This window comes from Glycomyces sp. NPDC021274, from assembly GCF_040641195.1.
Classification (GTDB): domain Bacteria; phylum Actinomycetota; class Actinomycetes; order Mycobacteriales; family Micromonosporaceae; genus Glycomyces.
This window is the reverse complement of record NZ_JBFADC010000001.1, coordinates 503,420-523,550: the sequence shown is the minus strand read 5'-3', so window position 1 is coordinate 523,550 and position 20,131 is coordinate 503,420. Positions and strand designations below refer to the sequence as shown.

General features: G+C 69.2%; 22 protein-coding genes and 1 tRNA gene. 16 read left to right on the top strand and 7 right to left on the bottom strand.

Translation table 11 applies throughout. The features are described from left to right. Window positions 1-57: 57 nt before the first annotated feature. Together AB0I03_RS02340 and AB0I03_RS02335 are read right to left on the bottom strand one after the other, a co-directional pair. Window positions 58-909 carry a methyltransferase domain-containing protein gene (locus AB0I03_RS02340; protein ID WP_360405084.1) on the bottom strand — a complete coding sequence of 284 codons (852 nt, stop codon included), beginning with the start codon at window positions 907-909 and terminating at the stop codon, window positions 58-60. A 28-nt stretch (window positions 910-937) separates the two neighbouring features. After that, window positions 938-1,492 carry a hemerythrin domain-containing protein gene (locus AB0I03_RS02335; RefSeq protein WP_360405081.1) on the bottom strand — a complete coding sequence of 185 codons (555 nt, stop codon included), beginning with the start codon at window positions 1,490-1,492 and terminating at the stop codon, window positions 938-940. Between the two features lie 228 nt (window positions 1,493-1,720). Here AB0I03_RS02335 and AB0I03_RS02330 point away from each other — a divergent pair, with 228 nt between their 5' ends. The 10 genes from AB0I03_RS02330 (at window position 1,721) to AB0I03_RS02285 (ending at window position 8,408) form a co-directional block, all read left to right on the top strand. Continuing rightward, a complete protein-coding gene (locus AB0I03_RS02330; RefSeq protein WP_360405078.1) occupies window positions 1,721-2,698 on the top strand; it encodes a DUF389 domain-containing protein in 978 nt (325 codons plus the stop codon). A 40-nt stretch (window positions 2,699-2,738) separates the two neighbouring features. After that, complete coding sequence (locus tag AB0I03_RS02325) at window positions 2,739-3,944, top strand: hypothetical protein (protein ID WP_360405075.1); 1,206 nt, start codon at window positions 2,739-2,741, stop codon at window positions 3,942-3,944. A gap of 72 nt (window positions 3,945-4,016) precedes the next feature. Further along, entirely contained in the window at window positions 4,017-4,805 is a 789-nt protein-coding gene (locus AB0I03_RS02320) for a class I SAM-dependent methyltransferase (protein ID WP_360405070.1), read from the top strand. Between the two features lie 131 nt (window positions 4,806-4,936). Continuing rightward, on the top strand, window positions 4,937-5,332 hold the full coding sequence (locus tag AB0I03_RS02315) for a hypothetical protein (protein WP_360405067.1): 396 nt from the start codon (window positions 4,937-4,939) through the stop codon (window positions 5,330-5,332). A gap of 4 nt (window positions 5,333-5,336) precedes the next feature. Next, on the top strand, window positions 5,337-5,663 hold the full coding sequence (locus AB0I03_RS02310) for a hypothetical protein (RefSeq protein WP_360405064.1): 327 nt from the start codon (window positions 5,337-5,339) through the stop codon (window positions 5,661-5,663). Continuing rightward, window positions 5,663-6,157 carry a hypothetical protein gene (locus AB0I03_RS02305; RefSeq protein WP_360405061.1) on the top strand — a complete coding sequence of 165 codons (495 nt, stop codon included), beginning with the start codon at window positions 5,663-5,665 and terminating at the stop codon, window positions 6,155-6,157. The genes AB0I03_RS02310 and AB0I03_RS02305 overlap by 1 nt, the downstream gene beginning before the upstream one ends. Further along, window positions 6,157-6,681: an EndoU domain-containing protein gene (locus tag AB0I03_RS02300; protein WP_360405058.1), complete on the top strand. Its 525-nt coding sequence runs from the start codon at window positions 6,157-6,159 to the stop codon at window positions 6,679-6,681. The genes AB0I03_RS02305 and AB0I03_RS02300 overlap by 1 nt, the downstream gene beginning before the upstream one ends. 17 nt (window positions 6,682-6,698) lie before the next feature. Beyond that, the gene (locus tag AB0I03_RS02295) at window positions 6,699-7,160 is read left to right on the top strand and encodes a hypothetical protein (protein WP_360405055.1); all 462 of its coding nucleotides are present in this window, start codon (window positions 6,699-6,701) and stop codon (window positions 7,158-7,160) included. 178 nt (window positions 7,161-7,338) lie between these two features. Next, window positions 7,339-7,412, top strand: a tRNA-Pro gene (locus AB0I03_RS02290). 108 nt (window positions 7,413-7,520) lie between these two features. Further along, window positions 7,521-8,408 carry a DinB family protein gene (locus AB0I03_RS02285; protein WP_360405052.1) on the top strand — a complete coding sequence of 296 codons (888 nt, stop codon included), beginning with the start codon at window positions 7,521-7,523 and terminating at the stop codon, window positions 8,406-8,408. Between the two features lie 394 nt (window positions 8,409-8,802). Here AB0I03_RS02285 and AB0I03_RS02280 read toward each other — a convergent pair whose 3' ends face one another. Continuing rightward, a complete protein-coding gene (locus AB0I03_RS02280) occupies window positions 8,803-9,918 on the bottom strand; it encodes an extracellular solute-binding protein (RefSeq protein ID WP_360405049.1) in 1,116 nt (371 codons plus the stop codon). 153 nt (window positions 9,919-10,071) lie between these two features. Here AB0I03_RS02280 and AB0I03_RS02275 point away from each other — a divergent pair, with 153 nt between their 5' ends. Next, window positions 10,072-10,563 (top strand): MarR family transcriptional regulator, encoded by a 492-nt coding sequence (locus tag AB0I03_RS02275; RefSeq protein ID WP_360405046.1) that lies wholly within the window; start codon window positions 10,072-10,074, stop codon window positions 10,561-10,563. Window positions 10,564-10,625: 62 nt separating this feature from the next. On the opposite strand, the gene AB0I03_RS02270 is transcribed toward AB0I03_RS02275, so the two are convergent. The 3 genes from AB0I03_RS02270 to AB0I03_RS02260 form a co-directional block, all read right to left on the bottom strand. Further along, the gene (locus AB0I03_RS02270) at window positions 10,626-10,859 is read right to left on the bottom strand and encodes a hypothetical protein (RefSeq protein WP_360405043.1); all 234 of its coding nucleotides are present in this window, start codon (window positions 10,857-10,859) and stop codon (window positions 10,626-10,628) included. A 125-nt stretch (window positions 10,860-10,984) separates the two neighbouring features. Beyond that, a complete protein-coding gene (locus tag AB0I03_RS02265; RefSeq protein WP_360405040.1) occupies window positions 10,985-12,391 on the bottom strand; it encodes a serine hydrolase domain-containing protein in 1,407 nt (468 codons plus the stop codon). A 138-nt stretch (window positions 12,392-12,529) separates the two neighbouring features. Continuing rightward, complete coding sequence (locus AB0I03_RS02260; protein WP_360405038.1) at window positions 12,530-13,477, bottom strand: hypothetical protein; 948 nt, start codon at window positions 13,475-13,477, stop codon at window positions 12,530-12,532. 254 nt (window positions 13,478-13,731) lie between these two features. On the opposite strand from AB0I03_RS02260, the gene AB0I03_RS02255 reads away from it, so the two are divergent. The 3 genes from AB0I03_RS02255 (at window position 13,732) to AB0I03_RS02245 (ending at window position 17,610) form a co-directional block, all read left to right on the top strand. Next, window positions 13,732-14,952, top strand: coding sequence for a sulfotransferase (locus AB0I03_RS02255; protein ID WP_360405035.1), 1,221 nt, complete (start codon window positions 13,732-13,734; stop codon window positions 14,950-14,952). Window positions 14,953-15,205: 253 nt separating this feature from the next. Beyond that, window positions 15,206-16,573, top strand: a complete 1,368-nt coding sequence (locus tag AB0I03_RS02250) for a hemolysin family protein (RefSeq protein ID WP_360405032.1) — start codon at window positions 15,206-15,208, stop codon at window positions 16,571-16,573. Beyond that, window positions 16,570-17,610 carry a hemolysin family protein gene (locus AB0I03_RS02245; RefSeq protein ID WP_360405029.1) on the top strand — a complete coding sequence of 347 codons (1,041 nt, stop codon included), beginning with the start codon at window positions 16,570-16,572 and terminating at the stop codon, window positions 17,608-17,610. The genes AB0I03_RS02250 and AB0I03_RS02245 overlap by 4 nt, the downstream gene beginning before the upstream one ends. Window positions 17,611-17,691: 81 nt before the next feature. Here the strand turns inward: AB0I03_RS02245 and AB0I03_RS02240 are convergent, their stop codons facing one another. Further along, window positions 17,692-18,522 carry a hypothetical protein gene (locus AB0I03_RS02240; RefSeq protein WP_360405026.1) on the bottom strand — a complete coding sequence of 277 codons (831 nt, stop codon included), beginning with the start codon at window positions 18,520-18,522 and terminating at the stop codon, window positions 17,692-17,694. A 225-nt stretch (window positions 18,523-18,747) separates the two neighbouring features. Here AB0I03_RS02240 and AB0I03_RS02235 point away from each other — a divergent pair, with 225 nt between their 5' ends. Further along, window positions 18,748-18,930 (top strand): hypothetical protein, encoded by a 183-nt coding sequence (locus AB0I03_RS02235; protein ID WP_360405023.1) that lies wholly within the window; start codon window positions 18,748-18,750, stop codon window positions 18,928-18,930. Window positions 18,931-19,013: 83 nt separating this feature from the next. Continuing rightward, window positions 19,014-19,997, top strand: a complete 984-nt coding sequence (locus tag AB0I03_RS02230) for an aldo/keto reductase (RefSeq protein ID WP_360405020.1) — start codon at window positions 19,014-19,016, stop codon at window positions 19,995-19,997. Window positions 19,998-20,131: the final 134 nt, after the last annotated feature.

Here is a 20,131-nt window from a genome sequence, read left to right as displayed (position 1 = left end):
CTCCTCGACGACGGCGCTGGGGAGGCGGCCCGGGATCGCGGTGTCGGTGACCGGCCGTCAGGGCGATGCGGCGGTGACGAGCCAGACCGCACCGGGAAACCGCAGGACGCCGTCCACGAGGTGACGGCGCAGTTCCGCGCGGACCTCGTCCAGAACGGACTCCCAGCCCTCGGCGCCGAGACGCGGCTCGAGCTGCTCCTGGGCGAGGCGGCCGGTGCCGCCGGCCGTGATCATCGCGAGCCGCTCCTCGACGCCGTCGGTGCCGTCGAAACCGAAGTCGAACACGAAGTCGAACGGGTCGATCCGCACCCGGTCCCACCCCGCCCCGGCGAGCACCGCGGCGAGGCGGTCGCGCTCGGCGAACGCGGTGGGGCCGGGCGCTCCCGGCTCGACCGGCTCCGGCTGCGGGTAGAGCCGGTCCGCCAGGACCGTCGTGCCGAGGCTGAACACCGGGTTCTCGGCTTCGCTTCGCCAGCAGGCGAACACGAGCCGCGCCCCGGGGGCGGCCGCGCTGCGGACGTTCGCGAACGCGGCCACCGGGTCCTCGAAGAACATGACGCCGAACCGGGAGACGACCCGGTCGAACGGCGCGCCCGGCACCGCGTCGAGCAGGTCGGTCGTCTGCGCGTCGGCGACGAGCACGGTCGCCTCCGGGACGCGCCGGCGCGCCGCTTCGGCCATGCCCTCGGCGACGTCCACGCCGACCACAGCGGCCCCTGCGGCGGCGCACGCGGCGAGGAGTGTCCCGCTCCCGCAGCCCACGTCGAGCACCCGGTGCCCGGCCGCCGGCTCGGCCCGTTCGAGGATCGCCGCGGTCACCGGCGCGAACACCGCATCGAAGACCGCCTCGTTCGCCACCCACCCGCCGGCCGCTTCGGACCAGCGCTGCCGCATCGATTCGTTCGTCACGGCGTCGGCCCGCCCCACATCGCTTCGGTCAAGACCTGGCCTTCTTCTTGACCTCTTCGGCCAAGCGGGCCTTGTTCATCTCGGACGCGCCGCTCACGTTCATGTTGCGCGCCTGCATCTCGAGCTCCTTGCGGCTCGCCATCCCGGGCTGGTCGCCCAGGTGCGCGGCCCGGGAGGCGGCGAACGCGGTGCCCAGCTCCAGGCGGCGCGTGTCGTCGAGGCCGGTCTGCATGCCCGGCAGCACGTTCGACTCCTCCTCCTCGACGTGGTGGGTCACGGCGTCGACCAGCTCCTGCAGCACCGTGTCGAACTCGGGGGACTGCGGGTCGGCCTCGTTCAGGCGCACCAGGATCTCCTCCGCCTGCTCGTGCTCCTCCTGCGAGTGCGCGACCTCCTCGGTCTCGCCCGCCTCGTCCCTGGCGACCGGGTAGACCTCGGCCTCCTCCGCGCGGCTGTGCGCCGTCAACAGGGCCGAGAGCACCGGCAGCACCAGCGGCCGCTTCTCTGGGAACTCCTTGAGCTCGCCGAACAGCCGCTCCACCTCGCGGTGGTCGGCCATGATCAGATCCACAACATCGCTCACGACATCGCCTCCTCTTGCTTCGCTGATCCGGGCCACATCGCGACCCGGACGTTTCACGCACCCCGCCCGACCAGGCCGGATGCCCGGAAACCACGGTACGGGTTCTGCGCCTGGGCCGCGGCGGTATCCGCCGGTTGTGGACGACGAAGCGGCGCGGGGGCACCGCCGCACGGCACTGCGCGCCAACGGCCGTGGCGGCGGTGGAACGCGTGAGGCAGAATTCCCGTCGTGCTCCATGTCCGCGTCATCACCCCGGTCGCACTGACCGATGCAGTCGTCCGCATCGCCGTGGAATGCACCGCGGTCGCGAACGTGGTCCGCCTACCCGGCGCGGCGGTCGACCCGGCGGGCGACTGCGTCGAGTTCGACCTGGCCCGCGAAGGCGCGAACGAAGTACTCGCCGACCTTCGGGACCTGGGGCTCAAGGAATCAGGCGGCATCACCGTCGAGGAGATCGACCTGTCGATCTCGGCCGCCGCCGACCAGGCGAAAGAGGCCGCCCCCGGGCACTCCGAGGACGCCGTCATCTGGGAGGAACTGGCCTCCCGCACCGCCGCCGAGACCCGCCTGACCTGGTCGTACCTCGTATTCCTGGCGCTGGCGGTCCAGATCGCGGCGATCGGCGCACTGCTGGACCAGCCGATCCTCATCGTCGGCGCCATGGTCCTCGGCCCCGACTTCGGCCCGGTCGCGGCGTGCTGCTTCGGCGTCATCCGACGCGACCTGACGCAGATCGGGCGGGCCGCGCGCACCCTCGTGGTCGGCTTCGCCATGGCGATCGCAGTCACCTTGGCGTGCGCGCTGGTGAGCCGCCTGGTCGGATGGATCGAACCGTCCATGCTCGACAACCGGCCGCTGACGAGCTTCATCGTCCACCCCGACCGGTGGTCGTTCATCGTGGCGGTGCTCGCCGGCGTCGCGGGGATCCTGTCGATGACCGCACGCAAGTCCCAGGCCCTGGTCGGCGTGTTCATCTCGGTCACGACGGTCCCCGCGGCCGGCAACATCGCCGTCGCGATCGCCCTGGCCCACTGGAACGAGGTCGGCTCGTCGCTCATCCAGCTCGGCGTCAACCTCGCCGGCCTGGTCGTCGCCGGCATCGGAACGCTCCTCGTGCAGCGGGCACTGTGGAGCCGCTTCGACCTGCGCCTCATGGCCCCCAACCTCGTCAAGGCATCGAGAGAGCCCGCGACGATCGACCGCTGACCCCGGACGGCCCGCCGGGGCAGCACTAACATCCGTGGGTGTGGAGTCCATCGATGTGCTGATCCCGACCGCAGGACAGGCCGACAGCGCCGGCCTGCTCAAGGTCGACGCCGACGAGCTCGCCCGGTACGTGTCCGACAAGGCGCACCCGTGGTGGCGACGCAGGCCCTGCGTGTTCGCGCTCGCAGGACGCGTTCCGTCAGCGCTCGCACCCGAGTTGATGGAGCGCATCCGCGATCCCGATGACGTCACCGAGGTGCGCATCGCCCTCCTCGACCTCCTCGGGGATCGACAGGAGCTGCTGCCATGGCTGCGGCACGAGGACCGCAAGGCCGAGAAGTCGTACCGGATGCCCGAGGCGATCCTGAAAGGCCGCGGTGTGCTCGGCGATCGAACGGCCGCACCCGAATTGGTGACGCTTGCGAACGATCCGTGGCCGCATCGCCGAGCGGTCGCAGAGGTCGGGCTGAACGCGCTCGTGGCGCGGTACGGGAGGGACGCCGTCCTCGCTGACCTCGGTGACGAACGGCCCGAAGACCGCGCGTTCCGCGTGCGCCTGCGGCATCGTGGCGGGGGCGATGTGACCGAAGCGTTCGCGGACCTCGATGTCGGCGTCGCGCACCTCGCCTATTCCCTCGTCGACGACGCGGAGCAGGTCCGCGCCTATCTCGAACGAGCGCCGACGACCGAGGCGAAGCTGTGGGCCGCGTGCGCGCTGCACCGCCTCGGCGGCGGCCTCCCCGAGATTCGGGCGGTCTACGACTCGATGGGACGGCCTCGTGTCGAAGTCAGCGGCATCGACGAGGAGGTCCGCAGCGCGATCGTGCGCGAGTACGTGCCCTACAGCAAGGCACGGACCGACCCGCGTTGGCGCCTCGAAGCGATCTGCGTCGAGCCGGTGCTGCCCCCTGACGAGGACGACCAACTTCGACGCGCGACGACCGCGCTCGCGTCGGCGGACCTCGAACCGGAGCCGCCGGTCTCGTGCGGCGAGGAGGCCGGCCAAGGCGGCGGCACGTACCACTTGATCGGGCATCGGGGCGGGAGCGTCTGGGTCAGCACCCTCGGTCGATTCGTCACCGGCGACGACGAGAATGCGGTCGCGCGCGGCGCACTCGAAGCGGCCGGCTTCCGCTGGATCGATTCGGACCTCGGCTCGATCACCGTTACCGGGCTCTGCGTCTACTACTTCGGTGATCGAGCGCCGCTTGACGTTCGCACCCTGCTCTTCTACTGGCAGGACTGACGGGCGCCTTCAGGCGGCAGTGTTTGAGCAATTGCCGTTGCGGCACAAGGAAGGACTGGTCATACTGGCGCGATGGCACTCGCGTACGACCCTCGTTCCGTCGACGGGGAGACCCTGGATGCGCTGCTCTACGATCACCTCAACACCTGGGGCGCCAGCGAAGCCTTCTATCTCGACTTCGTCATGGGCGCTGCGAACGTGCTCGACGTCGGTTGCGGCACCGGAACGATCCTGCGCCGCGCCCGCGCCGAAGGGCACACCGGGCGTCTGTGCGGCCTCGACCCCGACCCGGCCATGCTCGATCAGGCCCGCGAGTCCGATGCCGCCGAATGGCGGCTCGCTCCGGCCGCCGAAGCGCCATGGAAGGGCGAATTCGACCTGGCGATCATGAGCGGCAATGCCTTTCAGTGCCTGCTCGACGACGAGACGACACGCGCCTCACTCGCTGCGATCCGTCGCGCCCTCGTCGACGACGGGCGCTTCGTCTTCGACACCCGCAACCCGGTCGCGGAGGCATGGCGCACCTGGAACCCCGAGCTTCCCTTCGCGATCGTGGACCCGCTCGGAGAACCCATGCGCATCTACCAGGAAGCCGGCGAACCCGACGAGCACGGCGTCGTCGCGCTCAAAGCGATGTTCGAGGCCGCGTACTGGGAGCAGCCGCTCGTGGCCTCCTGCAGCTTGCGATTCATCGGCCCTGAAGCCCTGGACCGCCATCTCGCCGCGGCGGGCTTCACTGTCGAGCAGCGCTTCGGCACCTGGAACGAGGATCCCTTCGACCCCGAGACCGCTCCCTCGATCATCACCACCGCACGAGCGGTAAAGCGCGCCGCGGGCCATCGCGCAACAGCTCGGTCGTAGCGGTCGCAACTCTAGGCCGCGGATCCGTCTCAGGACGGATTTAGAGCGAATCCAGAGCGTGCCCGGTCACTCTGTCTCCCAACGAGACCGCACCTTCGCCTTTGGGCGGAGGCCGATCCAGGGAGACGCCCATGACCGATCCGCAACGGTCCCTTGAAAACCTCGCCAATGTCGTCGACCAGGCCGCCGGCATGGCGCAGCGCGCCGGCCAAGGCGCGAACGTCCCGCCGGTCGCCGTGGAAGGGTTCGACGGGGGCGTTCGCGTCATCGCCGCCCCGCCCGGCTTCATCAAGGTCGAGCTCCGCGATCCACGCGTCCTCCAGCGCGGCGCCGACGCTGTCGGCCGGGAGATCGGCCGTGCCGCGAACGAGGCACTGCACCGCCTGCGCCACTCGATGACGACCGCCGCCCCGGTCGAACCTGCGACCGTCGCCGAGGAGTTCGCGCGCGTCAGCACCCAAGGCAGGCAGGCATTCCAGCAGGTGCTCGACTCGGTCATGAGCCTCCAGCACCCCTCGGCGCGGTGACGCCGTGACCGTCGCAAACGACCCCGACACGCTCGAGGGCCAAGGGCAGCGGCTCATGGAACTCGGCGAAGCGGTCGCCGCCTCCGTCGACAAGCTCAGCGACAAAGCCGAAAGCGTGCACGGCTGCTTCGGGAACGGGGAGATCGGCCGGCTCATGGAGGAGCACCATGGCGAAGTTCTCGAAACCGCCCTGGACGTGCTCTACGTGGCCGCCTACGAAGTCCAGTCCGCCGGAGGCGACCTGAAGGACTTCGCGCAGCAGTGGCGCGACGCCGACGACGCCGCCAAGCGCGACTTCGGTCGCATCGGCGACGAGACGGGCGGCGGCTGATGACCATCACCCTGCCCGAGGGCCTGCGCGGCCTCCTCAGTGAACTCGGGTTCGAGTTCCCCACCGCCGACGAGGACAAGATCGCCGAACTCGGCAGCGCCTGGTCGAGCCTCGGCCTCGAACTCTCACTCCACGCCGTACAGGTCGACCTCAGCGCGGCAGGAGTCTGGAGCGCGAACAGCGGCAAGGACATCGATGCGTTCAAGACCTGGTGGGAGGGCGAGGACAACCCGCCGAAATCCCTTCCCGAAGGTGCCACCGCCGCCGCCATGACCGGCTCGGCGCTGCAGATCTGCGCGAACATCGTCATCGGGTTGAAGCTGTACATCATCGCGGAACTCGTGGCCACCGCGTACGCGATCGCGGCCGCCATCGCCGCGGCGGTCGCGAGCGGCGGCCTCGGCGGCGTGGCCGTAGTCGCCATCAAGCAGGCCGCGAAAGAGGCCATCGGCTGGGCGATCGAAGCGGCCCTGACCCAGATCCTGGAGGGCTGATGAGCGGCAAGCACAACGGCCTCATCAAGAAGGCGCTCGACTACCTCAAAGAGAAGAAGACCCGCAAGGGGCAGGCGCACCGCATGAACGGCCGGTCGCTCCGGCACCAGATGCGCGGCGAGGTCAAGACCTACAACGTCGCGAGGAGGAACCAGCCGCCCGACTTCCAGAAGCGCGGCACCGGGTACCACCACCGGCCCGGCGGCCACGACCTCCCCGGCCGCCGCACGACCATCACCAAGCGGCACCCCAACGGTGTCTACGAGGGCACTCCGGAATTCCAGAACAGCAAGCCGCCGCCCACCTGGGTGCCGAAGAACGGCAACGGCAAGTCCGCGTTCTTCCCCGACACCTGGGGGCCTCGGAAGATCGACGACGCGACCTCCTCAGCGTTCAAGAACGGGACGAAGAACGACGACGGCACGTGGAGCGGGGAGTACGACGGCGTCAAGATCAACGGGTTCTGGGACCCGGCGACCGGCAAGATCGGCCACGGATTCCCAGCCTGGGTCGATGAACAATAGCGAAGTAGGGTGACGACATGGACTTCTATACGAAGCGCGAAGGCGGGATCGGCTACACCGGCCACCGGCCCGACCACGACCGGGAGCTCGGCACCTGGTTGAGCTTCGACCTGGGCCGCAACTACTTCGGGTGTCTCAACGCACTCATGTCCATAGCGGACGTCGAATCGGGCGAGAAGCGGCGCGAGCACTTCGAGGGCGAAGGCTACGACGTCGAGTTCGCCCCCGAGAACGTCACGGTCGCGCACCGGTACCTCGCGGACCGCGCCACCGCCTACGACTTCGCGGAGGCGAAGGACGCGATCGAGTCCCTCTGGCGGTACATCGTCACCGTCCCCGGCAACCCGGACGCGATCCGCGTGTACCGGCCCGACCTGCCCGAACACCTCGCCGACCTCGTGCTCTGGGAAACGCAGTGGCGGCGCACGCACCCCTACCGCGGACGCATCGAAGGCATCCCCGCCGACGGCCCCGCATAATCCGACCGCAAGCCGCCCCCCGGACGGCCGCGCGCTCGGAAGCGGCTTCGCCGCCGGCCGGGTTTGCACTGGTCAGGTTGCCGTCCCGGTCCAGTGAGCGGTGAGAGAGGGAGCGAATACCTGGCGGCGTTTTGCGGCGGTAGTGCTGTACCCTGGCTGAGGCCGCTTCGGCGGTGTTCGGGACGTGGCGCAGCTTGGTAGCGCACCCGCTTTGGGAGTGGGGGGTCGCAGGTTCAAATCCTGTCGTCCCGACTTGTGACCGCGTGTGAACGCGTGTGACCGGTTGTGAATAGATGTGAACGGCGGTGGCCGGGCAGCATTGGAAGGTTCTGTCCGGTCAGCGCCGTTTGGTCTTCGGAAGTGAGCCTGGTCGACGCCTTCGCCGTCGACGGTCCGCGTACGCGGTGGCCCGGAACCGTGAGGGCGCCCGCGAGCATCCTGATCGAGCTGGAACGGATTGTCGGTGGGGCCTGCGAGGATGGCGTGATGACAGCGAGATTCGAGCACACTGATGCCTTTCGCGGCGCGGTCTTCCAGTCCGTCGACCTGTCGGGGGCGGTGTTCCGCGACTGCGATCTGAGTCAGGTCCGCATCACCGGTTCGGCGATCCCTGAACTGCGCGTCTCGGGCCACGCCGGCGAGATCGATCGATTCGTGGTCAACGACGTCGACGTCACCGACTTCGTGCGAGAGGAACTCGACCGGCGTCATCCCGAACGGGTGCCGCTGCGGGCGGCGCGGGCGCCGGAGGATTTCCGATCGATGTGGATGATCTTGGAGCGACTCTGGGAGGAGGCGATCGCCCGCGCCGAGCGGCTGCCGGAGGCGGTTCGAAATGAGCGGGTGGACGGTGAGTGGTCCTTCGCCGAGACGCTGCGCCACCTGATCTTCGCCACCGACATCTGGGTGGGGCGCATGGCAAGGGGCGAGGTCCGGCCGTTCCATCGGATCGGGCTGCCGACGGGCGACTATCCGACCGACGCGGCCCGCGAGATCGGCCTCGACCCCGATGCGCGGCCATCCTGGGGCGAGATCGTGGAGGTCCGCGCCGGTCGGGCGGCGATGATGCGCGACGCGGTCGAGGGGCTGACCGACACGGAGTCCGAACGGCTTGTCACCGCCGAACCGGCCCCGACCTGGGGAGTGAAGACCCTGCCGGTCGGCAGGTGCCTTCGGGTGGTGCTCAACGAGCACTGCGAGCACCGCCGCTTTGCCCTGCGCGACTTGGCGATCCTCGAATCCCGCTGACCGCGCCCGCCTTCCTGACCGCGACATGGCTCGTGGTCATCGGGTTGCTGATCGTTTCGATCCGATGTGCCAAGACCGTGTCCGAAGCGGGCGGGCTTTCCGTCCGGGACGGACTTCGATGAGGTACTCGGCTCCCGCGCCCGAGCGCCAAGAAGGGCCCGAAGTCCCGTCATCGCTTGGCAGCGGGCCCGACAGGCGCCCGAGCAAGCCGTCTACCTGCGGTGGCGTGTTCAGAGTGGCGAGTATTAGCTCGACGCAAAATTGGTGGTCAGGTGGGCCTTCTCAAGGTGGAAGGCTTGCCTGACCAGCTTTCGCTGGTCTCGGTGAACCAGGACCCCTCGGCACGATCGTCTTCAATACCCCCTTGCGCGTCCGGGACTCGCACCTTTCCCTGTCAGCGGCCGGGGTGGAGGCCGAGCCAGCCGGGTGAGGGTGCGCCTTCGACTTCGCCGATGTAGAGCGTGATCTGCTGGCGGAAGCGCTCGACGGCGGCCCGGTCGTCCATGAACTCGGCGAAGCCGTCGAGGTTCGCGTTCGGGTACTCCCAGATCGGGCGGTAGCCCTCGTGCGGTGCGACGTCGGTGCGGACCGACCACATGTAGAAGTCGGCCTGGGTCTGCTTCGCGAGCCACCAGTTGAGGTAGAGCTTGGCGGCGGCCGGGTGCGGGGCGTCGGCGAAGATCGCGGCGCGCTGGGCCCAGGCCATGAACGGGTCGCTCTCGGGCAGGACGAAGCGGGTCTTCACTCCTTCGGCGGGCGTGAGCATCCCGTCCGTGCCCAGCGCGATCACCGCAGCGCCGGCCTCGACCTGGTCGGCCGGCTCCTGCGTTCCGCGCACCCAGGCGACGTTCTGCTCCAGGAACGCGGCGAGCCACTCCCACCCGTACTGGTCGACGATGAGCTTGTAGAGGTAGAGCACCGCGTCGTCATCGTTGGGGTAGGTCGAGACGATACGGCCCTGCCACTGCTCGTCGAGCAGGTCCGCGGCGGTGGTGGGCGGCCGCGAGCCGACTTCGTCGGCGTTGTAGATGGTGGAGAAGGCGTCGACGAAGATGCCGGTCCAGGCGCCGTGCCGGTCCTTGAAGTCCTTGTGGACCTTGGAGAACCCTGCGGGCTTGTAGTGCAGCAGGACGCCCTCGTCCTTCCAGCGTTCGAAGTCCTGGAGGGTCTGGAGCTGGGCGACGTCGGGGACGAGCGTGCCGGTCGCGAGCTGCTGGTCGATGCGCGCGTCGTGGAACTTGCTGTAGTCCACGACCATGGTGGCGGTGACGCCGGGGAACGCGGCTTCGAACGCCGCCTTGTTGCCGTCCTGCTGCTGAGCGGTGTCGCCGCCGGCGTAGACGGTGAGGCTGCCGCCCTCGGCGAGGGCTTCCTGGTGGAGCTCTTCGAGGCTCCTGGTCTCCTCGCGGGGGGACGATCCCGGCGCGGCATGCGCGGGGGTGCTGCCCATGGCGATCCCCGCTGCCGCGAGCGTGCCGCCGGTGAGCAGGTGACGTCGACCGAGTTTCATGACCGCTTCTCCTTCATGCTGTCGCGTGCCTTGACAGGGCCTGACATTAGCTGCCGCGGCAGCAGTATTCAAGGCGTGTTTCGTTGCAAATGATCCATATCATGCATGATTGACGAGGGACTGGTTGATCTGGTTTGCTGTATAGTCAGCTTTATGGTTGATGAAACGGGCTCAGAGAACCGCGTCGACGACGAGGCCGTCGTCCTGTTCGGCGACCTCCTGCGACTGATGGGCGTGGTCGACGCCAGGTCCGATCGGGTCATCGAGGCGGCCTCCGGTCTCGCCGGGAACGAGTTCGAGGTCCTGCTGCGGCTGGCCCGGCATCCGGACGGCCGGACCACCAATGCCCGCCTCGCCGAAGACCTCTCCTTCACCTCCGGCGGCTTGACCCGCTTGATCGCACGGATGGAGGAGTCCGGTCTGCTGCAGCGCGAACCGCATCCCGATGATCGCCGGGCGTCCCTGCTCGAGCCCACCGCGAAGGGCCGAGAGCTGCTGCACCGGGCGCTGGAGGCGCACGTCCCGCAGATCACCGCGGACCTGCTCGACCCGCTCACTCCCGTTGAACGGCTGATCCTGCGGGAGCTGGTGACGAAGTTGCTGGACCGGTCGTCCCGCGGGCCGGTACGCGGCTCCTCGGCGTAGCGAGTCGTGTCAGGCAACTGGACGAGCGACATCTGGTCCAGCGGACGGCGTTGCACTGCGGGCTAGAAGATGTCCCAGTGTCCCTGCACGGCTTCGGATTCGAGGGCGACCTTGATGACCGCCGCACGACCGGCGTGGACCACGAGGCCGTCGGTGGTCTGCTCCCATTCGACGGGACCGGATCCGCCAAGGAGCGAGACGTGCTTGATCGCGCGGGTGAGGGGCCCGGCCCCGCTCCCGAAGGATCGGATGCGCAGGACGCCGTCGTCCGGTTCGCCCAGCGGCACGGCGTACAAGTAGTAGTGACACTCGAATCACCAAGAGCCCCGCTGCCGTTCGGCGCGGGGTCCTTTGGCGCGAGAGATCGTGCCTGACTGTTTCCGTCTCGCATAGGTGGTTCCCAGCGAGGCCCCCGCCTAAGTCAAGGCAGCCGGGGGATTGAGCGGCCTCCCGTGTGCATGAAGCGCGCCCGGCCTGCTTCGTCCGAGTCCAGGAACTCGGTGTAGCCGCCGATGGTCTCGCCGGGGCCGACCGAGGCGAAGAGGTCGCCTTCGACTCGGCGGATTTCGGACGTGAAGGGGCCCGGCGGGATTCCCGCTTTCGCGAACCTTTCGGCGCCCTCGCACGTGGCCGTGTAAGAGAGCTCCAGACGGCCGTCATCACCGATCGACACCGTCGAGAGCTGGTTGCGCGTGCCGTAGTCGCCGATGTACCGGGCGGCATCCGCACCGGGGCCGCCCGAGTCCGGAGCGGGGGTAGACGGGGCTGTCGAGACACCCGCGGCGGCTTGGATCCAGGGGTCGACGAGGTCTCGGAAGAGACCGTTGAAGTCGCCGCCGTTGGTCAAGAGCGCGATCGACACGCCTTGAGCGGGGAGCAGCATCAGGAGCGAGGCGATGCCGAACGTGCCGCCGGCGTGGCCGACGATCGTGCCGCCGTGGCCGAGCTCCCAGACCAGGCCGATATGCCTCGGGTCGGGGCCGGAAGCGGGGATGCCGGTCTCCGGGCTGCGCATCGCCTTCGCGGAGGCCTCCGTCAGCACGCGTGTCCCGTCCGGGGCCAGGCCGTCCGCGAGATGCATGCGGCCGAATGCGAGGAGGGCCCGGGCGGACATGGCCAGATGGCTTCCCGCCGGCGCGTTGGACTCGGGGAAGGTCGCCCAGACCGGCAGCGGCCGCATGCCCCGGTCTCCCTGGGGCAGGTGACCCATGGCCGTGCTGAAGCCGAGCGCTTCGTCGGCGTTGAACGCGATCTCCTCGAGGCCGAGCGGGACGGCCAGGTACGAGCGGACCGCGGCGGCGAACGGCATCCGACGCTTGATCTCGACGATCCTGCCGAGCACCGCCATGCCTGCGCTGCAGTAGGAGTAGCGGGTACCCGGAGCCTCGGACTGCGGCAGTTCGGGGACGCAGTCCTCGACGAGGCGCTGCAGGGCGTCGTCGCCGGTGGTCGTCGCCTTCCAGAGATCGCCCTCGAAGCCGCCGGTATGCGTGAGGAGGTGCCGGATCGTGATCGACGCGCTCGAGTCGGGGTCGGCGGTGCGGAATTCGGGGAGGTGTGCCCGCACGGAATCGTCGAGGGCCACCAGGCCCTCGTCGAACAACTGCATGATCAGGGTCGCGGTCCAGACCTTGGTGATTGATTGGATCTGGAACACCGAGTCCGGGGCGACCGGGACACGGGTCCGCGTGTTCACGACGCCGGACGCGGCTTCCACCACCGCATCGCCGACACCGACGGCGACCGAAGCACCCGGGACGCCGTGCTCGAGCACCAGCCGAGGCAGGTTGAAGTGGAGATCATCGCGAACCTGACCGATCGAAACCATGACGCTCCTCAGCGCAGGAACGGGGCTGGGAAGACCCCCGGGGAATGTCAAGTCTGACACCGGTGCGCCAGCGATGGAAGGTCATCGGTCACGGCTGCAGGCTTACGGCCGTTCGAGGTCGGGCACGCCGAGGGCGGATCAGTTCTCGACGAGCAGTGCTTCTCTGCGGGTTTGCAGGTGGACGAGTCTGCGCTCGGCTTCCGCGTCCCGTTCGCGCAGGTATCGGATCGTCGATTGGACCGAGTCGCGGATGGCGCTGAACTGGTGGGTGGCGTCGCGGATCTGTCCGTTGCGCACTGCGTCGGTCAGGATGTTGTCGAACAGGACGTCGGTCAGCCAGTTGTTCGGGATCGCGGGGGCGCGGTGGCGCTGCTCGACGCCGACGTCGGTCAGTTCGCGGCTGAACGCGTCGAGCGCATGCTGCGCGTAGGCGACGGCGCGGCCCGCTGAGTCGAGCTTGTCGTACTTGTACTGGCTGACCAGCTCGCCGCCGCCGAGGAGGTCCCAGCCGGAGGCGCTGCCGGCGCTGCTGAGCAGGCGCCTGATCTCGTTGACCCGTTCCAGCGCCTGCCGCCCGGCGTTGCAGGCCTCATTGAGTTCGCGCCGCTCGGCGCGCAGGTCGGCCGTCTGGTCCGCGATCTCCTCAAGTTCGCCGCCCGCGGGCAGGCCGAGCGTGAGCACGGCCCGTTCCTTGTCCGCCAGCAGTTCGCGGTACCGCTCCTCCGCGGTCGCGAATTCGGCTCCGGCGGTCTCGAGCGACGCCCGGTCCTGGACGAGCCAGCGGACCCGGGCCCGCTCCTGCTCCACTCGGATCTGCGCTGCCGCCGCCTCGGCCCGCTCGACGTCGAGCCGCTCCTCCCGGGAGTTGAGGATCGTGGCCCACAATGCTTTGAAGGACACCCGCTCCAGTTCGTCGACGTCCTTCTGCTCGACGGCCGCTCGCTCTTCGGCGAGCCGCAGCGCCGCTTCGGCGGACGCCACCTGCTGCTCGGTCCGGGCCAGCACCTGCTCGTGGTGCCGCTTGCGGTGCAGCAGCTCTCTCGCTTCGGCCAGTTCCTGATTCAACCGTTCGATCGCTTCGGGCATGGTCTCGATGGTATCGACGCGACCGTCCCCACGGGGTCCGGCGAATGCCGCCCGAACCGGCACTCCACTTCCTGAACATGCGCGCGGGCCGGTCCGCGTGGGAACCGTCGTTCAGCAGATGATGCGGTCCGTGGGCATCTGACAGGATGGGAGCGCGGCACCTATGGGCGCCTTGGCGTTCGCCGCGGCATCAACCTCGGAGCGCCGGCCATTGTGTGCGGTCGGCGGTCCGCACCCCCTATGGAGGTCCTGTCATGCACCGTTCCCGCACCACTGCCCGATTGCGCGTCATCAACACGGCCCTGAAGCCCATGACCCGAGGCGCGAGAGACCCCGAGCGGGCTTGGGCGAAAGCCGTCCAGGAAGCGCAGGACGCGGCCGGACTGCACGCCGACGCGGACGACCAGGCGTGGATCGCCGACTTCCGGTACTTGATCTCGTGCGCCGCGCGCGTCCCCGGGCTGGCCCCGGTCGGTTGGATGACGTCGATCCTCGATGCGAAGGCGCGCTTGGTGAACCGGCTGCGCATCCGGGAGCTGCACCGCCGCAACCCCGAGATCGGCAGGGAGCGGATCACAGAGCCGATCTTCGTCGTCGGCCTGCCGCGGACGGCGACCACGCTCGCGCACCAGATCCTCGCGGCCGCACCCGAATGCCGCGGGCCCCTCCTGTGGGAGATGGTCCACACCGACCTCGAACTGCCCGTGGAGGACACGGCGCGGATCGTCCGGGCCGCGAAGAAGCAGTTCCAGGCGACGAAGTACGCCCCCGACTTCGGGCACGTGCATCCGGTCGACCCGGAGCGGCCCGAGGAGTCCATGTTCCTGCTCCCGCACGGGCTCTACCACGTGCTGTTCCACGCGCCCATGCCCGACTACCAGGAATGGTTCGCCGCCCGCGACACCACCCCGGACTACGAGTACCTGCGGATGGCCCTGCAGGTGCTCCAGTACGGGCGGGAGCGCAAGCGCTGGGTCCTGAAGTACCCCATGGACCTCGGCCAGCTGCCGACCATCCGGGAGGTCTTCCCCGGAGCGCGGATCGTCTGGACGCACCGCGACCCGGCCACCGTCATCGGCTCGACCTGCTCGCTCGCCGACCTGTGCCAGTCTCTGTTCGTGACCAGGCCCGACCGGGAGGCGATCGGGAACCTCGTGCTCGACGTGCTGCCGCAGACCGTCGCCGCCGGCCGCGCGTTCCGGCAGCGGCGCTTGGGCGACGTCATCGACGTGCCGTACTTCCAGCTGGTCTCCGACCCGACCCGGGTGATCCCCGAACTGTACGACCGGCTCGGCCTCACATGGACGCAGCAGGACGGCGAACGCCTCACCGGGGTCCTCCGCAACCCGGCCCGCGACCGCAAGCACGAGTACTCCCTGCGGGACTACGGGCTGACCCCCGAACGCGTCGAAGACGCGTTCAAGGACTACCTGCCGTGGATGAACACGTTGAACTTCAGCCGCATCGGGAAGTAGCGGGCGACGCGGCCGGCCCGGGACTCCGCGACGCGGTCCCGGGCCGGCCGCGAGCGGTCAGGTGGCTCGGCGACGCCTCGAGAGCAGTGCAGGCGCGGGAACCGGATTCGGGTTGTGATTCGGACACCTACGCTGAGCGGTGATGTCCCGATGCCGCTATCCTCGTCCGCATGGACGATTCTCCCAGTCATAAACCCTGGCTCACCTCGGAGCGGCCGCCGCCGGTCTCCGCTACGCCGCAGCGAGGTGAGCGTTGAACACCGAAGTCTGGGGCATCCTCGCGGGTGTCATCCTGACGGTAGGCACCGGCCTGTTCGTCGCCTCCGAGTTCGCCCTGGTCAACCTCGACCGGCCTGAACTGGAGCGCCGGCGCGACCAGGGCGAGAAGGGCCTGCAGCCCACGATCAAGGCCCTCAAAGTCACCTCCACCCACCTCTCCTCTGCCCAGCTGGGCATCACCCTCACCACCCTGCTCGCGGGCTACACGTTCGAGCCGGCGATCAGTTCGCTGCTGCGCGACCCGCTCCTCGGCCTCGGCATCGCCGAGACCGCGGTGCCCGCGGTCGGCGCGATCGTCTCGATCACCGTGGCGACGCTGTTCTCGATGATCCTCGGCGAGCTGGTCCCCAAGAACTTCGCGCTGGCGGTGCCGCTGGCGACCGCGAAGCTCGTGGTGCCGTTCCAGATCGGGTTCACCTTCGTGTTCAAACCGATCATCGTGCTGTTCAACGGCACCGCGAACCGCACGATCCGCGCGATGGGCATCGAGCCGAAGGAGGAGCTCTCCGGGGCCCGCAGCGCCGAGGAGCTCAGCTTCCTGATCCGGCGCTCGGCCACCGAGGGCTCGCTCGACCGCGACGACGCGGCGATCCTGCACAGGACGCTCACGTTCTCGACGCACACCGCCGAAGAGGTCATGACCCCGCGCGTGCGGACGACGACGCTGGAGCGGGACGCGACCGCCGCAGACGTGATCGCCGAAGCGGCCCGGACCGGCCATTCCCGGTTCCCGGTCCTCGGTGAGGACGTCGACGACGTGGTCGGCGTGGTCCACGTGAAGTCCGCGTACGGCGTCGAGTTCGACCGGCGCGGATCGGTTCCGGTGACGGAGCTGATGTCCGAGCCGCTGAAGGTCCCCGAGGCCGCCGGTGTCGGGTCGCTGCTCGGCACGCTGCGCGGGCGGGGCTTCCAGATCGCGGTCGTCATCGACGAGCACGGCGGGACCGCCGGCATCGTCACCCTCGAAGACCTCGTGGAGGAACTGCTCGGCGAGGTCCAGGACGAGCACGACAAGATCCAGCGGCAGGTCCTCAAGCAGGCCGACTCGATCCTCATCGCGGGCTCGCTGCGCCCCGACGAACTGTGGGAGCGCGCGGGCGTGCGCATCCCCGAAGGCGAGGACTACGAGACCGTCGCGGGCTACGTCCTCGACGCGCTCGAGCGGATCCCCGCTCCCGGCGAGGAGGTCCGCATCGACCGCGGCCGGCTCCGGGTGGACCGGCTCACCGGTTCGCGCATCGAGCGCCTGCGCTACCTGCCCGACGACAAGGCCACCGACCCGGCCTTCGGCGGGACGCGTGAGCGCATCATGGAGACGTTCGAGCAGGAGGCCGGTCGATGAGCGAGTACGTTCCCGGACTGGTCTGGCTGGTGGTCCTCCTGGCCGCCAACGCCTTCTTCGTCGGCGCGGAGTTCGCCGTCATCTCGGCGCGCCGCTCGCAGATCGAGCCGCGCGCCGCCGAGGGCAGCCGCGCCGCGAAGACGACCCTGTGGGCCATGGAGCACGCGACGCTGATGCTGGCCACGAGCCAGCTGGGCATCACCGTGTGCTCGCTGGTGATCCTCAACGTCTCCGAACCGGCCATCCACCACCTGCTCGAGTACCCGCTGGGCTGGACCGGGCTGACCCCGGCCGCCGTCACGGGGATCGCGTTCGCGGTGGCGCTGCTGCTGGTGACGTTCCTCCATGTCGTCTTCGGCGAGATGATCCCGAAGAACCTGGCGTTCTCCGTCCCCGACCGGGCGGCGCTGATCCTGGCGCCGCCGCTGGTGTTCGTCTCCCGCGTCGTGCGCCCGATCATCTGGTCGCTGAACGCGATCGCGAACGGCGCACTGCGGCTGTTCCGGGTCGAGCCGAAGGACGAGGCCCAGAGCGCCTACACGATCGACGAGGTCGCCACCATCGTCGAGGCGTCCCAGCGCGAGGGCACCCTCGTGGACGACTCGGGGACGCTGACGGCCGCGTTCGAGTTCACCGAGAAGACCGTGGCCGACGTCGAGGTCCCCTTGGACGAGATCGTGACGCTGCCGCCCCGGCCGACGCCGCGCGACGTGCAGATCGCGGTCTCCGCGAACGGGTTCTCCCGTTACGTCATCGAGGACCCCGACGGGACGCCGCGCGCGTACCTGCACCTCAAGGACGTGCTCGACCTGACCGGACCCGACGAGCTCGACGCGCCGATCCCCGCTGAGCGGCTGCGCGACCTGCCCGTGGTGGCCGGGGCCGCCGAGCTCGAGGACGGCCTGGCGCAGATCCGCGCCGAGGGCGCCCACGTGGCCCGCGTGACGGGCGCGGACGGTTCGGCCACGGGCGTGCTGTTCCTGGAGGACATCGTCGAGGAGCTCATCGGCGAGGTCCAGGACGCCGCCAGCGCCTGACCCTGACACGCGCGCGGGGCCCTGGCCTGGACATTCGTCCAGGCGCAGGGCCCCGAATCGTTGCGTGCGGAACTCCGGGCCTCACGCCGCTGCGCGGCCGCCCACGAGCACCGTCGCGGGGTGGCCGTTCACCAGGATCTCGTGCACCGAGCCGACGGCGAGGCGGTTGGCGGTCAGGGCCTTCTGGGCCTCTTCGGCCGCCATGCGCGCGATGAGGATCACGAAACGCCCGCTGCCCGGCTCGAGCACCCGGTCGAACGACCGCGCCATGGCGTCGAGGAACTCGGGCAGCGCCAGCGGCAGTTCCTCGTACTCGCCCCACGGCGGATCGGTGACGATCACGTCCACTTCATGGTCCTGGAAGGACGCGAGCGCCAATGCGTCATCGGCGAGGAATTCGACCGCGCCGCCATCGCGGATCGCAGCCGGGAAATCGTCGCGCAGCCGCGCCAGATCGGCATCCGAATAGACGATGCGCTTCGCCGGGAACGACATCCGCGCATTCGTGAACGAGCCCGAACCCGCGAACGGATCGAGGAACACGTCATCGGGCCGCGGCTTCGACGCCGCGATGAGCAGTGACGACAACTCGTGCGAGATCGCACCCGCCGCCTTCTCCGCGCGCTTGCTCCGGATATGGCGCCGGCACAGCATCAGGTACTCGAAGTCGGTCCTCCCGACCACCCAGTACTCCTCGCCGGAGCCGCGCCCGACCATGCGCTGGCCCGATGCGTCACTGATCTCCGTCTCGAGTGCGCGCTTGGCCCGCGGACTGACCGGAATGAGCGCACCGTCCACATGGAACATCACCCGGAACGTGTCCGCGTGGCTGGCGAGCCCGTCATCGCGGAGGCTGTCCGCCAGTTCCAAGACGCCCGCATCGATGTCGCGCCGAACGACATCGGCGATCACCGTGAACGAGTTCTTCACGAACGGCATCTGCACCACTTGCGCATACGGCGTGTCCGACTCGAAGATCAGCGAACTGTCGTCGGCGTAGACGATCTCCGGCCGGTCGACGTACGAACCGATCGACTCGGCGACCAATTCGCCGGTCCCGGCAGGAAACTGAACAAAATAGCGCACGCACGGAACTATACCGGCGGGCGCGGCGCCGAGGACGCGCTCGAGGAGCAGGTGGGCCAGCGCCCCGAGATCGACTGCGGCGAAGAGGACATCGAAGTCGTCGAGGGGGAGTCGGTCACCTGCCTGCTCACCGATCCCTCGACCGGCTCGGAGATCGACACCACCGTGACCTTCGAGACCGTCGACGGCACCGAGTACTCCCTCGACGTGCAGGTCGCGGACACCGTGAACTGACCGAGGCCGTTGGCCGCGTCCCGGCACGCCTCCCTAGACTTGCCCCGCGAGATACGCGACGAATGATGTTTTTTGGGGGACCGATGGAGCAGCGCGCTTTCGGCAGGAGCGGCCAGCGGGTGTCGGTGGTCGGGCTCGGCACCTGGCAGCTGGGGGCCGACTGGGGCGAGGTGCGGGAAGCCGACGCGCTCGCCGTCCTCGACGCGGCCGTCGAAGCGGGCGTGACCTTCTTCGACACCGCCGACGTGTACGGCGACGGGCGCTCGGAGCAGCTCATCGGGCGCTTCCTCAAGGAACGGCCGGACGCCGGGGTCCTGGTGGCCACCAAGATGGGCCGCCGCGTCGACCTCGACCCCGCGCTCTACACCCTCGACAACTTCCGGGCCTGGACCGACCGGTCGCGCGCCAACCTCGGCGTCGACCGGCTCGACTTGGTCCAGCTCCACTGCCCGCCCACGGCCGTGTACGCCTCGGACGCGGTCTTCGACGCGCTCGACACCCTCGTGGAAGAGGACCGGATCGCGGCCTACGGGGTGAGCGTCGAAACCTGCGACGAGGCCCTGACCGCGATCGCGCGGCCGGGCACCGCGAGCGTGCAGATCATCCTGAACCCGTTCCGGCTCAAGCCCCTTGAAGCGGTCCTGCCCGCAGCGGCGGCGGCCGGCGTCGGGATCATCGCGCGCGTGCCGCTCGCGTCGGGCCTCCTCTCGGGCAAGTACACGCGGGAGACCGTGTTCGCCGCGAACGACCACCGCACCTACAACCAGCACGGCGAGGCCTTCGACCAGGGCGAGACCTTCTCCGGGGTCGACTACGCGACTGGCGTCGAAGCCGCCGCCGAGTTCGCGGACCTTGCGCCGGAAGGCGCGACCGCGGCGCAGACCGCCCTGCGCTGGCTCATCCAGCAGCCGGGCGTTTCCACCGTGATCCCCGGTGCGCGGAATCCCGAGCAGGCCAAGGCGAACGCCGCCGCGGCCGACCTCGCGGCGCTGCCGGAGTCGACACTGGCCGCCGTGCGCGAGCTGTACGACGCGAAGATCCGCGCGCAGGTCCACCACCGCTGGTAGCCGTGTCCGGTGCCTCTCCGGAGGCACCGGACATTTGCGGTTGTCGATATTGGTGGATCGATATCGTTGACTTTCGAGGGATGTCTGCATACGCTGACTGCAGGATTGTTATCGATCACAACATGTGGTCTCCC